The following is a 14,696-nucleotide window of genomic DNA, read 5'->3' on the forward strand; positions in this document are numbered from 1 at the left end:
TGACCTATGCTGCAACTATCACCTCTTGTTTTCGGTCAATTTTTCCATGGGTCGTGGTTTCTCAATCTTCTTTTTGTTGCTGCTGACGCTGCCCGCCGCCGCGCAGATCTACAAATACACCGACGCCAACGGCAACACCGCCTACAGCAACCAGCCGCCCGACGGCGTGCCGGCCCAGGCGGTGGAGTTGCCGCCGCTCAACAGCGTTGAAACCCAGGCTCCGACCACCCCGGAAACGCCCGCACCTGCGCAAAACAACGACGCGCCGCGCAACGCCTACGACCTGCTGGAACTGACCGACATTCCCACCGATGAGGCCCTGCGCGCCAACAATGGCACCTTCACCGTCGGCGTTCGGACACAACCGCGCCTGCAAAGCCCCCATCTGTTCAGGTTGCTGCTGGACGGCCAGCCCTATGGCCAGCCTAGCAATGTGCCACGGCTGCAATTGATGAACATCGATCGCGGCGAGCACAGCCTCGCAGTGCAGGTCATCGACGGCGAGCGCCTGGTGCAGCAGAGCGAAACCGTCACCTTCACCGTGCAGCGGGTACACGTTCCTTGAGCCGCTGGTTACTCGCCGCAGCCCTGCTGTTGAGCGCATCGCCGGGCCTGGCGCAGGTCTATACCTACATCGACGCCCAGGGCAATCGTGTCTTCACCGACCAGCCCCGCCCCGGCAATGCCAAGAAACTGCAGCTATCACCGGGCAACCGGATGCAGGCGCCGCCCCCGGGTACAACCTCAACGGCGCCACCGGAGGAACCGCGACCCGAACCATTGTTTCGTTACGAGATGCTCCGGCTGCTGATTCCCGAACCGGACGCCACGATACGCAGCACCGCCGGGGAGCTGATCGTCACCGCCACCAGCGAACCCGGCCTGCAGAAAGGCCATCGCTACCGCCTGCTGCTGGATGGCAAACCCACCGGCGCCGCAGGGCCCAGCCCGGTATTCGCGTTGAAGAATATCGACCGTGGCAGCCATCAACTGGCGGTTGAAATCCTCGACGAGCAAGACCGTATCGTCGAACGCACCGCCAACCAACCCTTCCACATGCAGCGCATGTCCCTGGCACAGAAGCGCCGCGTCAAACCTTGTACAAAGGCCGATTACGGCCAACGTCCCGAATGCCCGCTCGCCGACAAGCCCAAGGAAGAAGAAAGCAGCATCCTGCCGTTCTTCTAATGCCCCTGGAGATGGAGCACCATATTGGTGCAGGCTCCGCACGCCCTACCCAGATCCCAACCCATTTTGGTTCGAAACTACCCGAAAGCGCTGGCAGAACGCCGCGTAAACGAGCGCACAAAGGCTGATTGAGGCTTTAAACGCTTCTTTTCGGAGCCTTGGTTTGGTTTTTGCATTTTCCTGGTATCAGCGCATTAATCGCGCGCGCAATTAGAGGGCTTGCCTCCAATTGCTACGCTTTAAAAGAGGTCCTGATGACCATTAGCGACGCACTACACCGCTTGCTGCTCGACAATCTCACCACCGCGACCATCCTGCTCGACGCCGAACTGCGCCTTGAGTACATGAACCCGGCGGCGGAGATGCTCTTGGCTGTCAGTGGCCAGCGCAGCCATGGGCAGTTCATCAGCGAACTGTTTACCGAATCCGCCGAAGCGCTCAACTCCCTGCGCCAGGCCGTCGAGCAGGCCCACCCATTCACCAAGCGCGAAGCCATGCTCACCGCCCTGACCGGCCAGACCCTGACCGTCGACTACGCGGTAACGCCTATCCTGAACAACCACGCCACCCTCCTGTTGCTGGAAGTCCATCCCCGTGATCGCCTGCTGCGCATCACCAAGGAAGAGGCGCAATTGTCCAAGCAGGAAACCAGCAAGATGCTGGTGCGCGGCCTCGCCCACGAGATCAAGAATCCGCTTGGCGGCATACGTGGCGCGGCGCAGTTGCTCGCCCGTGAGCTGCCGGAAGAAAGCCTCAAGGACTACACCAACGTCATCATCGAAGAAGCCGACCGCCTGCGGAACCTGGTGGACCGCATGCTCGGCTCGAACAAGCTTCCGTCCCTGGCGATGTGCAACGTCCACGAAGTGCTGGAGCGCGTCAGCAGCCTGGTCGAAGCGGAAAGCCAGGGCTGCATCACATTGGTGCGCGACTACGACCCGAGCATTCCCGACGTCCTGATCGACCGCGAGCAGATGATCCAGGCCGTGCTGAACATCGTGCGCAACGCCATGCAGGCCATCAGCAGCCAGAACGAGCTGCGCCTGGGCCGCATCAGCCTTCGCACCCGCGCCATGCGCCAGTTCACCATCGGCCATGTGCGTCATCGCCTGGTGACCAAGATCGAAATCATCGACAACGGCCCGGGGATCCCTGCCGAGCTGCAGGAAACCATCTTCTTTCCCATGGTCAGCGGCCGCCCGGACGGTACCGGGCTGGGGCTGTCCATCACCCAGAACATCATCAGTCAGCATCAGGGCTTGATCGAATGTGAAAGCCACCCTGGCCACACCACTTTCTCGATCTTCCTGCCACTGGAACAAGGAGCCACATCGACATGAGCCGTAGTGAAACCGTGTGGATCGTCGATGACGACCGTTCTATCCGCTGGGTCCTGGAAAAAGCCTTGCAACAGGAAGGCATGACCACCCAGAGCTTCGACAGCGCCGATGGGGTGATGAGCCGCCTGGCCCGTCAGCAGCCGGACGTCATCATCTCCGACATCCGCATGCCCGGCGCCAGTGGCCTGGACCTGCTGGCGAGGATTCGCGAGCAGCATCCTCGGCTGCCGGTGATCATCATGACCGCTCATTCCGACCTGGACAGCGCCGTCGCGTCCTACCAGGGCGGTGCGTTCGAATACCTGCCCAAGCCGTTCGACGTCGACGAAGCCGTGTCCCTGGTCAAGCGCGCCAACCAGCATGCCCAGGAACAACAAGGCCTGGAAGAAGTGCCAGCCCTGGCCCGCACCCCGGAAATCATCGGCGAAGCGCCGGCGATGCAGGAAGTGTTTCGCGCCATCGGCCGCCTGAGCCATTCCAACATCACCGTGCTGATCAACGGCGAGTCGGGCACTGGCAAGGAATTGGTTGCCCATGCCCTCCACCGTCACAGTCCCCGGGCGGCGTCGCCATTCATTGCTTTGAACATGGCGGCGATTCCCAAGGATCTGATGGAATCCGAGCTGTTCGGCCATGAAAAAGGTGCGTTTACCGGCGCGGCCAACCTTCGACGCGGACGCTTCGAACAGGCCGATGGCGGCACCTTGTTCCTTGACGAAATCGGCGACATGCCGGCCGACACCCAGACCCGCCTGCTTCGGGTATTGGCGGACGGTGAGTTCTATCGCGTGGGCGGCCATACGCCGGTCAAGGTGGATGTGCGGATCATCGCCGCGACCCACCAGAACCTGGAAACCCTGGTCCACGCCGGTAAATTCCGGGAAGACTTGTTCCATCGCCTGAACGTGATCCGCATCCACATACCGCGCCTGGCCGACCGCCGCGAAGACATCCCGACCCTGGCCCGGCATTTCCTTGGCCGTGCCGCTCAGGAACTGGCCGTGGAGCCCAAGCTGCTCAAGAGCGAAACCGAGGAATACCTCAAAAACCTGCCATGGCCCGGCAACGTGCGCCAATTGGAGAACACTTGCCGCTGGATCACGGTAATGGCTTCGGGGCGCGAAGTGCATATCAGCGACCTGCCACCCGAGCTGTTGAGCCTGCCACAAGATTCGGCGCCGGTGACCAATTGGGAACAGGCCCTGCGCCAGTGGGCCGACCAGGCGTTGGCCCGCGGCCAATCGAGCCTGCTGGACAGCGCCGTGCCGAGCTTCGAACGCATCATGATCGAGACCGCCCTCAAGCACACCGCCGGCCGCCGCCGCGACGCCGCCGTGCTGCTGGGCTGGGGCCGCAATACCTTGACCCGCAAGATCAAGGAATTGGGGATGAAGGTCGATGGTGGGGATGACGATGAGGGAGATGAGGGTTGATCAGCCTTTAATCCTTCACTGAATTTGAAGGCCCAATCGCGAGCAGGCTCGCTCCCACAGGTTTTGGGAACGACACAGAGCTACTGTGGGAGCAGCCTGCTCCGGGCGGCGATCCGACGAAGCTTTTAGAAACTATGTGCACCGCTTCAATGCACGGCGAACCGCAATTGCCCATGCCCTACAAGCCCGCCCCCATCGGAGCGCCTCAAGAAAACCAGCCCACACAAAAGCCAAAGCCCCGGAATACGGGGCTTTACTCATCCACTGCAGTGTTTTTGTGACAAGCCGTTTAAAACTGGCACGCCCCCTGCAATAGCTAGGTCACTACCCAGTTTTGGGGACCTTGGTACAGGCAGGCCGGGGATTCCCCTCTTTTATACCGGGCTCTCGAGCTCGCTGTTTTGGGGGCCTTGATACAGGCAGGTCAAGGTTTCCCTTCTTTACACCCAGGGCTCTGCGCCAAGCGCGAGCCCTCCCGTTTTGGGAACCTTGGTACAGGCAGGCCGGGGATTCCCTCTTTTATTGCTCTTGGAGACGGATCTCCAGCCGCCAGCGGTCATCGACTTCGCTGCCGGACCATTCCCCTCGCAACGGACGCGCCGCCACCAGCGTCAGCAACAACCCCTTGTCACTCAACCGCACCCGCCAATTCACGTCCTTGCCGTTGAGCTTGAGCTGGCCCTTCTGCGGTCGACCTTCGGCCTGGAACAACAGCGCCACGGAGCCGTCGACGATTTCCCCGTGGAGCTTGGGTTCATTGTTGAACCAGGCTACCAACACCCCATCGCCCGCCTCGATCTGTTGCAGCGCACTGGGGTCAGGCGTGGTCAGACGGCCGATCATCAGCCCGACCATCATGCCGAAGATCGCCAGCGAGCCCAGCACCCGAGGCAATAGCTTCGAACGTCGGTCGGTTTGCGGCGTAGAATGCCGCTCATCTTTATCTGCGGAGCCGTGCATGTTTCACGTCATCCTTTTTCAACCGGAAATACCGCCCAATACCGGCAACGTCATCAGGCTGTGCGCCAACAGCGGCTGCCACTTGCATTTGATCGAACCACTGGGCTTCGAGATGGACGACAAGCGCCTGCGCCGCGCGGGCCTCGATTATCACGAGTATGCCACTTTGCAGCGGCACGCCGACCTCGCCAGTTGCCTGGAAAGCCTGGGGCACCCACGTCTGTTCGCGTTCACCACCAAGGGTTCACGGCCGTTTCATGACGCCAGTTTCGTCGCCGGTGATGCGTTTCTGTTCGGCCCCGAAAGTCGCGGCCTGCCGGCCGATGTGCTCGACGCCCTGCCGGCGGAACAGCGCCTGCGCCTGCCGATGCGCGAAGGCTGCCGCAGCCTGAACCTGTCCAACACCGTGGCAGTGGCGGTTTACGAGGCGTGGCGGCAGAACGGCTTCCGGTAACAAGATTGACAATCCCGGGCCAGAAACCCCTGTGGGAGCGAGCCTGCTCGCGATAGCGGTGTATCAGTCAACTCACTGCTGACTGACGTACCGCTATCGCGAGCAGGCTCGCTCCCACAGGTTTTGTGCCTGGCTATGGAACGGATTACTGAACGGTCGCGCCGCCTTCCTCTTGCATGCGCTGCAGCTCTTGTGCGTACAGAGCATCGAAGTTCACCGGAGCCAGCATCAGGGCCGGGAACGAACCGCGGGTCACCAGGCTGTCCAGGGTTTCGCGAGCGTAAGGGAACAGGATGTTCGGGCAGAAGGCGCCCAGGGTGTGGCTCATCGAAGCGGCGTCGAGGTTCTTGATCAGGAAGATACCGGCTTGCTGGACTTCGGCAATGAACGCCACTTCGTCACCGTTTTTCACGGTCACGGACAGGGTCAGCACCACTTCGTGGAAATCTTCTTCCAGGGCTTTCTGACGGGTGTTCAGGTCCAGGGCCACGCTCGGCTCCCACTGCTGACGAAAGATCGCCGGGCTTTTCGGGGCCTCGAAGGACAGGTCACGGACATAGATGCGCTGCAAGGAGAATTGCGGTGCGGCTTCTTCTTCAGTGGCAGCAGTGTTCTGTTGGTCAGTCATCGCAGATCCTTCTTACTTCAGTTCTATTGATAAGGAATTCAAGCCTTGAGCAGCGCGTCAAGCTTGCCGGCGCGCTCCAAGGCATACAGGTCATCGCAACCGCCCACGTGAGTGTCGCCGATCCAGATCTGCGGCACGGAAGTACGCCGGGCCTTCTGGGTCATTTCGGCGCGCAGTTGCGGCTTGCCGTCGACCTTGATCTCTTCGAAAGCCACGCCTTTGCTTTGGAGCAAGTGCTTGGCTCTGGAGCAGTAGGGGCAGTAATCGCTGGAATAGACAACAACGTGGGGCATGTCACTTCACCAGGGGCAGATTGTCGGCTTTCCAGCTTGCAACGCCACCGGACAGTTTGGCGGCGGTGAAGCCGGACTTCATCAGTTCGCGGGCGAGGGTCCCGGCCTGCTGGCCTTGGGCGTCGACCAGGATTACCGTCTTGGCCTTGTGCTTTTCCAGTTCGCCTACGCGTGCGACCAGTTTGTCCTGAGGGATGTTCAGCGCGCCGACAATGTGACCGGCGGCGTAGTCCTTGCTCGGACGAATATCGACCACGACGCCGGCGTCCTTGTTGACCAGCGCGGTCAGCTCGCCAGTGCTCAGGCTGCGACCGCCGCCCTGCATCGTGTGGGCAACCAGCAAAGCCAGCAGTACGACGAAGATACCGACGAGAATGTAGTGGTTAGTGGCAAATTCAATCAGGTGAGCAACCATCGAAGGAGGTTCCAGGGCGTTAAAATGTCGGCCAGTATACACAGCACGCAAGGCCGGCCAAACCCCGCCCGGCGGTGACGGCACCGGAACTTACCTTTAAACTGCCCGTCCCTTTTCCATCGTCTTCTTTTAACCAGCCACGAGTGGATTCCATGACTACCACGCCTAAACCTTTGGTCCTGATGATTCTGGACGGCTTCGGTCACAGTGACAGCCACGAATCCAACGCCGTATACGCGGCCAGGAAGCCTGTGCTCGATCGCCTGTGGGCCACCGTGCCGAACGGCTTGATCTCCGGCAGCGGCATGGACGTCGGCCTGCCGGACGGGCAGATGGGCAACTCCGAGGTCGGCCACATGAACCTCGGCGCGGGCCGCGTGGTTTACCAGGACTTCACCCGCGTGACCAAGTCGATCCGCGACGGCGATTTCTTCGAAAATCCCACCATCTGCGCCGCCGTGGACAAAGCAGTGGCCGCTGGCAAGGCCGTGCACTTCATGGGCCTGCTGTCGGACGGCGGCGTGCACAGCCACCAGGACCACCTGGTTGCCATGGCCGAACTCGCTGCCAAGCGCGGCGCCCAGAACATCTACCTGCACGCCTTCCTCGATGGCCGCGACACGCCGCCCAAGAGCGCCGAGTCGTCGATCAAAGTACTGGACGACACCTTCAAGGCGTTGGGCAAGGGCCGGATCGCCAGCCTGATCGGCCGTTATTTCGCCATGGACCGTGACAATCGCTGGGACCGCGTCGCCCAGGCCTACAACCTGATCGTCGACGGCAATGCCGAATTCCATGCCGCCACCGCGCAAGAGGGTCTGCAAGCGGCTTATGAACGCGGCGAAAGCGACGAGTTCGTCAAGGCCACCACCCTCGGCGAGCCGGTAAAAGTCGAAGACGGCGACGCCGTGGTGTTCATGAACTTCCGTGCCGACCGTGCCCGCGAACTGACCCGCGTATTTGTCGAAGATGATTTCAAGGAATTCGAGCGCGCCCGCCAGCCGAAACTGGCCGGCTTCGTGATGCTGACTCAATACGCCGCCAGCATTCCCGCACCATCCGCCTTTGCCGCCGGCAGCCTGGACAACGTGCTGGGCGACTACTTGGCGAAAAACGGCAAGACCCAGCTGCGCATCGCCGAAACCGAAAAGTACGCCCACGTGACGTTCTTCTTCTCCGGTGGCCGTGAAGAACCCTTCCCGGGCGAAGAACGCATCCTGATCCCCTCGCCGAAAGTCGCCACCTATGACCTGCAGCCGGAAATGAGCGCGCCGGAAGTGACCGACCGCATCGTCGATGCCATCGAGAACCAGCGCTACGACGTAATCGTGGTCAACTACGCCAACGGCGACATGGTGGGCCATAGCGGCGTGTTCGAGGCGGCGGTCAAGGCCGTTGAATGCTTGGACACCTGCGTGGGTCGCATCGTCGACGCCTTGGAAAAAGTCGGCGGCGAAGCCCTGATCACGGCGGACCATGGCAATGTCGAGCAAATGTCCGATGAGTCCACCGGCCAGGCCCACACCGCCCACACCACCGAGCCGGTGCCGTTCATTTATGTCGGCAAGCGCGACTTCAAGGTCCGCGACGGCGGCGTGCTGGCTGACGTGGCACCAACCATGCTGATGTTGCTGGGCATGGAGAAACCGGCGGAGATGACCGGGACTTCGATCCTGGTCTGACGAAACGTCGCAGGTTTGAGCACAGCTTGTGTGGCGAGGGAGCTTGCTCCCGCTCGATGGCGCAGCCATCGCAAAGGCTTCTGGCCTGATCTACTGTCGAGGGGCTGCTTCGCAGCCCAGCGGGAGCAAGCTCCCTCGCCACAGCAAGCTCGCTCCCACATTGGGGTTTGGTGTTTTTTCGGCCAGTTATCACACAGCCCTAAATGGGCGTTTTTTTTGCAGCGTGGGGCGGGCATACTAGGCCGTCCCTTTCCCTGGTGCCACCCGCCTCTATGCTCCGCGTCCTGATAGCCCTTGCCCTGACCTGCCTGCTCCAACCGGCCTTCGCCGACGAGCGCGCGCAAACCCAACAGCAGTTGGAAGCCACGCGCCAGGACATCGCCGAGCTGAAGAAACTGCTGGGCAAGCTGCAGGAAGAAAAATCCAGTGTGCAGAAAGACTTGCGCGGCACCGAGACCGAGATGGGCAAGCTGGAGAAGCAGGTCGAGGCCCTGCAGAAAGAGCTGAAGAAAAGCGAATCCGAGCTGCAACGGCTCGATGGAGAGAAAAAAAAACTCCAGAGCGCGCGCACTGAACAGCAAAAGCTGATCGCGATCCAGGCCCGAGCGGCCTACCAGAACGGTCGCCAGGAATACCTCAAGCTGCTCCTCAACCAGCAGAACCCCGAGAAATTCGCCCGCACCCTCACTTATTACGACTACCTGAGCCAGGCACGCCTGGAACAGCTCAAGAATTTCAACGAAACCCTGCGCCAACTGGCCAATGTCGAAAAAGACATCGAGTTGCAGCAAGCCCAGTTGCTGGTCCAGAAAAGCAGTCTCGACACCCAGCGCGAAGAACTCGAGAAAGTCCGCAAGGAGCGCCAGGTGGCCCTGGCCAAACTCAATGACGATGTGAAAGCCCGCGACAGCAAGCTCAAGGCCCGCGAGCAAGACCAGGCCGAACTGGCCAACGTCTTGAAGACGATCGAGGAAACACTTGCCCGCCAGGCCCGAGAGGCTGAAGAAGCGCGCCAGAAAGCGCTGATCGCCCAGCAGGAGGCCGAAAAAAAGCGTTTACGTGAAGCCCAGGCCGACGCGGACGCCGGCGACGCGCCGCGCAAACCTGCAAAATCGAGCCCCGGCACGCTGGTTTCCAGCGGTGGAGAAACCTTCGGCGGTGCTTTTGGTTCGGCCCGGGGAAAACTTCCATGGCCGGTCAATGGTCGATTGCTTGCGCGCTTCGGTGAAACCCGCGGCGACGATACCCGCACCAAGTGGGACGGCGTGATGATCAGCGCCTCCGCCGGTAGCCAGGTGCACGCCGTGCATGGCGGGCGCGTGGTGTTTGCCGATTGGCTGCGCGGCGCCGGCCTGTTGGTGATTCTCGACCACGGCAACGGTTACTTGAGCCTGTACGGCCACAACCAGACGCTGCTCAAGGCGGCGGGCGATGTGGTCAAGGCCGGCGAGTCCATCTCCACGGTCGGCAACAGTGGCGGGCAGGATACGCCAGCGCTGTATTTCGCTATTCGTCAGCAGGGTCGCCCCAGCGACCCGGCCCAATGGTGTCGTGCGCAAGGATAAGCGCGCCCATCCTATTAAGGAGTTCGTTCGACATGCTGCATTTGTCCCGCCTCACCTCGCTGGCCCTGACGATCGCCCTCGTGATCGGCGCGCCCCTGGCCTTCGCCGCCGAACCGGCCCCGTCGGCACCCGCCGCCACCGCCGCGACCACCAAGGCTCCGCTGCCGCTGGACGAACTGCGCACCTTCGCCGAGGTCATGGACCGGATCAAGGCTGCCTACGTCGAGCCCGTGGATGACAAACAGCTGCTGGAAAACGCCATCAAAGGCATGCTCAGCAACCTTGACCCGCACTCGGCCTACCTGGGGCCGGAGGATTTTGCCGAGTTGCAGGAAAGCACCAGTGGCGAGTTCGGCGGCCTGGGTATCGAGGTCGGCAGCGAAGACGGCTTCGTCAAAGTCGTCTCGCCAATCGACGATACGCCCGCTTCCAAGGCCGGCATCCAGGCCGGTGACTTCATCGTCAAGATCAACGGCCAGCCGACCCGCGGCCAGAGCATGACCGAAGCCGTAGACAAGATGCGCGGCAAGATCGGCCAGAAAATCACCCTGACGCTGGTGCGCGACGGCGGCACGCCATTCGACGTGACCCTCACGCGAGCGGTCATCCAGGTCAGGAGCGTGAAGAGCCAGTTGTTGGAGTCGGGCTACGGCTACATCCGCATCACGCAGTTCCAGGTCAAGACCGGCGAAGAAGTCGCCAAGGCCCTGGCCAAGTTGCGCAAGGACAACGGCAAGAAGCTCAACGGGCTGGTTCTGGACCTGCGCAACAACCCCGGCGGCGTCCTGCAATCGGCCGTCGAGGTGGTGGATCACTTCATCACCAAGGGCCTGATCGTCTACACCAAGGGGCGCATTGCCAATTCCGAGCTGCGCTTCTCGGCCACTGGCAACGACCTGAGCGAAGCCGTGCCATTGGTGGTGCTGATCAACGGCGGCAGTGCCTCGGCCTCGGAAATCGTCGCCGGCGCCCTGCAGGACCAGAAACGCGGCGTGGTCATGGGCACCACCAGTTTTGGCAAGGGCTCGGTGCAGACCGTGTTGCCGCTGAACAACGATCGAGCCTTGAAGATCACCACCGCGCTGTACTTCACCCCCAACGGCCGCTCCATCCAGGCCCAGGGCATCGTTCCGGACATCGAAGTGCGCAAGGCCAAGATCACCAGCGAGGCGGACAGCGAGTACTTCAAGGAAGCCGACCTGCAAGGTCACTTGGGCAATGGCAACGGCGGCGCCGACAAGCCGACCGGTTCCGGTGCCAAGGCCAAGCCAATGCCGCAGGACGACGACTATCAGTTGGCCCAGGCCTTGAGCTTGCTCAAGGGGTTGAACATCACTTCCGGCCGCTGAGATGTTCCGGCGGTTTACCTTCGTCCTGCTGTGCCTGCTGGCGGGAGCCGTTAACGCGGCGCCCGCTACACCTTCTTCGCCGCATAAGGCGTACCTGAGCCTGATCATCGACGACCTGGGGCAAAACCTGCCTCGGGATCTCCGGGTACTGGCCCTCCCTGGGCCCGTCACCGCTGCGATCATGCCCGACACACCCCATGCCGCCGAACTTGCCCGCGAAGCCCATCGCGCCGGCAAACTGGTCATGCTCCACATGCCCATGGACCCGGCCAACGGGCCGTTCGCCTGGCATCCGGAACTGGGTGTCGAAGAACTGGGCAAGCGCCTGGACGCCGCGTTTGCCGCCGTGCCCTATACCAGCGGCGTCAACAACCACATGGGTAGCCGCATGACCGCCCAACCCAGGGCCATGGCGTGGTTGATGGCGAACCTGCAACAGCGGCACAAGTTTTTCGTCGACAGCCGCACCAGCGCCCAGACGGTCGCCGGCGCCGAGGCCCAGAAAATCGGCCTCGCCAGCGTGTCGCGGGATGTGTTCCTGGATGACGAGCGCACCGAAGCAGCCATCGCCCATCAGCTCCAGACCGCCATCGACCTGGCCCGCCGGCAGGGCTCGGCCGTGATGATCGGCCACCCCTACCCACAGACCCTGGCGGTACTCGAACGCGAACTACCCAATCTCAAGGCTCAGGGCATCGAATGGATCGACATCGAATCGATGATCAGCCTGCGCAGCAACCGAGCAATGGCCGGGCATGGGAAAGATGGGGTTTATCGGTAGCGACGGTAACCGCGTCGCCGCCATCGCGAGCAAGTTCGCTCCCACAGGGGATCTGCGGTGAACACAAATCTTGTGCCCGATGCAGAACCATTGTGGGGGCGAGCCTGCTCGCGATGGCGGCCGCGCGGCGGGTGAAGTGCTTAGAGATACCGCGCCATGATCGCGTCCACCGTACCGTCCTTGCGCAGTTCGTCCAGGGCCGCTTGGAGTCGGGCAACCACATCGTCCGGCACGTCCTTGTTCAACGCCAGGTACAGCTCGGCACTGTTGAATCGCAGCACGGTCTTGAGATCGCTCACTCCTTCCTGCCGCGCCAGGTAACGCCCGGCCGGGTCTCCGGTGGCCCACAGATCTATCTGGCCACTGATCAGCTTCCTGGCGTTGTCCTGATCGCGCAACACGACGACAGGCTTGAGTCCTTGCTTGGCCAATGTCTCGGCAATAGCGTCGCCCTTGTAGGCGCCAATCTTGTATTCACGCGCCTGCTCAAGCGAGTCTAGGGCAATTTTGCTGTCTGCCTTGGCTAGCATGACCCAGTCGTCCGGGCCGATAGGGCCGACCCATTTGAAGAGTTTCTCGCGCTCCGGCAACCGCGCCGTGACGAACACCCCGTAGCCGGGTTTCTCCAGGGCGAGCTTGTAGATTCGTTCCCAAGGAAAGCGCAATGTCAGGCTGTAAGTAATGTCGGCGCGCTTGAAGATCTCGCGCACGATGTCCACGGCGATGCCATGGATGTTTTCGTCCTGGGCGAAGTTCTTGCCGTTCTTGGCCATGTTGTATGGCGGGAAATTTTCCGTCAGCAATACCACGCCGACATCGCGATGTTCTTGAGCCTGCGCCCCATTGATGAACAACAGCACGGTGCCGGCAAGAAAGAAAACCAAACGTCTGAACATGTCTGACTACCGAAGATCCATGGCGAGCCAAGAGTGCCTCAGGGCCGCAATCATGTCTACGGTCGTTACTTGCCGCCGGCTCAACCTTTCAGGCTAGAGGTTCCAGCCTTCAAGGGTGAGGTAATTAGTTACCGCCAGCCAACAGGCGCGCTCTGGTTAATTGAAACACCGGCCTGACCGGTTTCTATTCATTTAATCAGAGGCAGCGTGTTATGAGATCGATCTTATTTCCGTTAATGGCCGTGCTGTGCGTGTCGGCTATGCAAGGTATTGCTCACAGCAAGGACTATGGCGATGGCCTGCAAAACTTCGCAGCGTCCAGGGTCTTGGAAAATGCGGATGGCAAATATGACCATTGGCGAGGCATCGGTCGGCTGTATACCGACAGTTATTGCACCGCCACACTGCTCGATACTCAGGATTCCACTGTGGCCGGACCAACGCCCGCCTATGTGGTCACCACGGGTTTCTGTACGAGGCAAATCGACGAAAGCAACATGACGGACACCCCCATAAGCGGCCACATCTATTTCAGTTACTTCGCTGACACCCTGTTATTCCAGATCTTCCCGGTAAAAAAAGTGGCATGGCGGAGTATGCATGGCACCAATCTTTCTATCATCGAGCTGAACGTCAGCCTTCAGGAACTCATCAGGGCCGGTATAAAACCATTGAAATTGGCCCAGGGACAGCCGACTGATGGAACCGATGTGTTGACGGTAGGAGCCTCGTTGGGTTTTCCAAAGAACACACTGCGCATGGCCGCGTGCACATTGCAATCTGCCGACGAGGTCATCAAAGGTCAGTTTGTCTGGCGAAACAACATAATGAATCAATGCTCGGATCTGGCGGGAGGCAGTGAAGGAAGCCCCATCCTTGATCGTTACACCAACGAGATTGTCGGTGTGCTGAACACCAGTGCCACACCTGAGGGCTTCACCCCATGCGAATGGCATGTGCCTTGTATGCGCACCAACAGTGGCTATAAACCAGTCCCCGACAACCACTATGGAACTTCGACGGCTTTTCTCAACGGGTGCTTCGTGCAAGGCCATCTGGTCAAGGACGTGACGGCATCTTGCGCGCTTTACCCGTCATTTTCCGTTGACCTGGAAAAAAACAGCCCGGCGCGGTATCAGCGTCTTGTAAAACAGCCTGACGGGACCATCGCAATCCCGACTTGGAACTACCGCTTCAAGATCAGCACTGCCTTTTATCGCCACAAGACAGTTCGTACCGCAAAGCACTGCGAAAACGGCCAAAGCTATAGCGATCCAATCAGCTCGGTCGACGCGTTTATAGACACTGATATCGGCACTCAGCCAGGCGTCTATTTCCTATGCATTATTGGTGTTGACTCCTCGGGACCGGCAGAGCCACTCACTACCCTTTCGCTGCCGGTAGAAATCCTGGACGGCGCTCCGACAGCCCAGCCAAATCTGTCGATCTACGCGGGCATCGGAGTCGCACTGGAACAATCCGAGGATCAATACCATACCTACGCCATCAAGTTCGGCCCGCCGGAAACGACAGACTGCACTGAAGCGCAAGAGTACGAACCCTATGACCCGAGAGGTTATTTGTTCGAAAACGAAGAACTGCCGCAGAAATTCTGCAGCATCGCTTACGACAAAATGAATCAGGAATCCAAGCCCAGGGAAGACTTGTTAAGTCCTGCCACAAGCCGGCAGGAGACCAGCCCGACACTCTGA

General features: G+C 60.7%; 15 protein-coding genes. 10 read left to right on the forward strand and 5 right to left on the reverse strand.

Going from position 1 to position 14,696, the window contains the following annotated elements:
* Positions 1–46: 46 nt before the first annotated feature.
* From ACLK1G_RS16170 to ntrC, 4 genes are all read left to right on the forward strand, one after another.
* Positions 47–565 carry a DUF4124 domain-containing protein gene (locus ACLK1G_RS16170; protein WP_420766502.1) on the forward strand — a complete coding sequence of 173 codons (519 nt, stop codon included), beginning with the start codon at positions 47–49 and terminating at the stop codon, positions 563–565.
* Positions 562–1,188, forward strand: a complete 627-nt coding sequence (locus ACLK1G_RS16175; protein ID WP_420766326.1) for a DUF4124 domain-containing protein — start codon at positions 562–564, stop codon at positions 1,186–1,188. Before ACLK1G_RS16170 ends, ACLK1G_RS16175 begins: the two co-directional genes overlap by 4 nt.
* A gap of 254 nt (positions 1,189–1,442) precedes the next feature.
* A complete protein-coding gene (gene glnL / locus ACLK1G_RS16180) occupies positions 1,443–2,528 on the forward strand; it encodes a nitrogen regulation protein NR(II) (RefSeq protein ID WP_420766327.1) in 1,086 nt (361 codons plus the stop codon).
* On the forward strand, positions 2,525–3,961 hold the full coding sequence (gene ntrC / locus ACLK1G_RS16185) for a nitrogen regulation protein NR(I) (protein ID WP_420766328.1): 1,437 nt from the start codon (positions 2,525–2,527) through the stop codon (positions 3,959–3,961). Before glnL ends, ntrC begins: the two co-directional genes overlap by 4 nt.
* 519 nt (positions 3,962–4,480) lie before the next feature.
* Here ntrC and ACLK1G_RS16190 read toward each other — a convergent pair.
* Positions 4,481–4,921 (reverse strand): hypothetical protein, encoded by a 441-nt coding sequence (locus tag ACLK1G_RS16190; protein WP_420766329.1) that lies wholly within the window; start codon positions 4,919–4,921, stop codon positions 4,481–4,483.
* On the opposite strand from ACLK1G_RS16190, the gene trmL reads away from it, so the two are divergent.
* The gene (gene trmL / locus ACLK1G_RS16195; protein ID WP_420766330.1) at positions 4,920–5,375 is read left to right on the forward strand and encodes a tRNA (uridine(34)/cytosine(34)/5-carboxymethylaminomethyluridine(34)-2'-O)-methyltransferase TrmL; all 456 of its coding nucleotides are present in this window, start codon (positions 4,920–4,922) and stop codon (positions 5,373–5,375) included. The genes ACLK1G_RS16190 and trmL overlap by 2 nt on opposite strands.
* A gap of 145 nt (positions 5,376–5,520) precedes the next feature.
* On the opposite strand, the gene secB is transcribed toward trmL, so the two are convergent.
* From secB to ACLK1G_RS16210, 3 genes are read right to left on the reverse strand one after another with little or no spacing between them, the layout of a single operon-like run.
* On the reverse strand, positions 5,521–6,003 hold the full coding sequence (secB, locus tag ACLK1G_RS16200) for a protein-export chaperone SecB (RefSeq protein WP_420766331.1): 483 nt from the start codon (positions 6,001–6,003) through the stop codon (positions 5,521–5,523).
* A gap of 38 nt (positions 6,004–6,041) precedes the next feature.
* Positions 6,042–6,296: a glutaredoxin 3 gene (gene grxC / locus ACLK1G_RS16205; protein ID WP_030141472.1), complete on the reverse strand. Its 255-nt coding sequence runs from the start codon at positions 6,294–6,296 to the stop codon at positions 6,042–6,044.
* Position 6,297: 1 nt separating this feature from the next.
* Positions 6,298–6,711, reverse strand: coding sequence for a rhodanese-like domain-containing protein (locus tag ACLK1G_RS16210; RefSeq protein WP_420766332.1), 414 nt, complete (start codon positions 6,709–6,711; stop codon positions 6,298–6,300).
* Positions 6,712–6,863: 152 nt separating this feature from the next.
* Between ACLK1G_RS16210 and gpmI the strand changes: the two genes are divergently transcribed.
* The 4 genes from gpmI to ACLK1G_RS16230 all read left to right on the forward strand — a co-directional run bounded on the left by gpmI (position 6,864) and on the right by ACLK1G_RS16230 (position 12,088).
* Positions 6,864–8,393: a 2,3-bisphosphoglycerate-independent phosphoglycerate mutase gene (gene gpmI / locus ACLK1G_RS16215; protein WP_420766333.1), complete on the forward strand. Its 1,530-nt coding sequence runs from the start codon at positions 6,864–6,866 to the stop codon at positions 8,391–8,393.
* A 272-nt stretch (positions 8,394–8,665) separates the two neighbouring features.
* Complete coding sequence (locus ACLK1G_RS16220) at positions 8,666–9,958, forward strand: murein hydrolase activator EnvC family protein (protein WP_420766334.1); 1,293 nt, start codon at positions 8,666–8,668, stop codon at positions 9,956–9,958.
* 32 nt (positions 9,959–9,990) lie between these two features.
* Positions 9,991–11,307, forward strand: a complete 1,317-nt coding sequence (locus tag ACLK1G_RS16225) for a S41 family peptidase (RefSeq protein ID WP_420766335.1) — start codon at positions 9,991–9,993, stop codon at positions 11,305–11,307.
* Position 11,308: 1 nt separating this feature from the next.
* Positions 11,309–12,088 carry a divergent polysaccharide deacetylase family protein gene (locus ACLK1G_RS16230; protein WP_420766336.1) on the forward strand — a complete coding sequence of 260 codons (780 nt, stop codon included), beginning with the start codon at positions 11,309–11,311 and terminating at the stop codon, positions 12,086–12,088.
* A 140-nt stretch (positions 12,089–12,228) separates the two neighbouring features.
* On the opposite strand, the gene ACLK1G_RS16235 is transcribed toward ACLK1G_RS16230, so the two are convergent.
* Positions 12,229–12,984, reverse strand: coding sequence for a substrate-binding periplasmic protein (locus ACLK1G_RS16235; RefSeq protein WP_420766337.1), 756 nt, complete (start codon positions 12,982–12,984; stop codon positions 12,229–12,231).
* A 212-nt stretch (positions 12,985–13,196) separates the two neighbouring features.
* Here ACLK1G_RS16235 and ACLK1G_RS16240 point away from each other — a divergent pair, with 212 nt between their 5' ends.
* Positions 13,197–14,696 carry a S1 family serine peptidase gene (locus ACLK1G_RS16240; protein WP_420766338.1) on the forward strand — a complete coding sequence of 500 codons (1,500 nt, stop codon included), beginning with the start codon at positions 13,197–13,199 and terminating at the stop codon, positions 14,694–14,696.

Source organism: Pseudomonas algeriensis (genome assembly GCF_048847255.1).
Lineage (GTDB): Bacteria > Pseudomonadota > Gammaproteobacteria > Pseudomonadales > Pseudomonadaceae > Aquipseudomonas.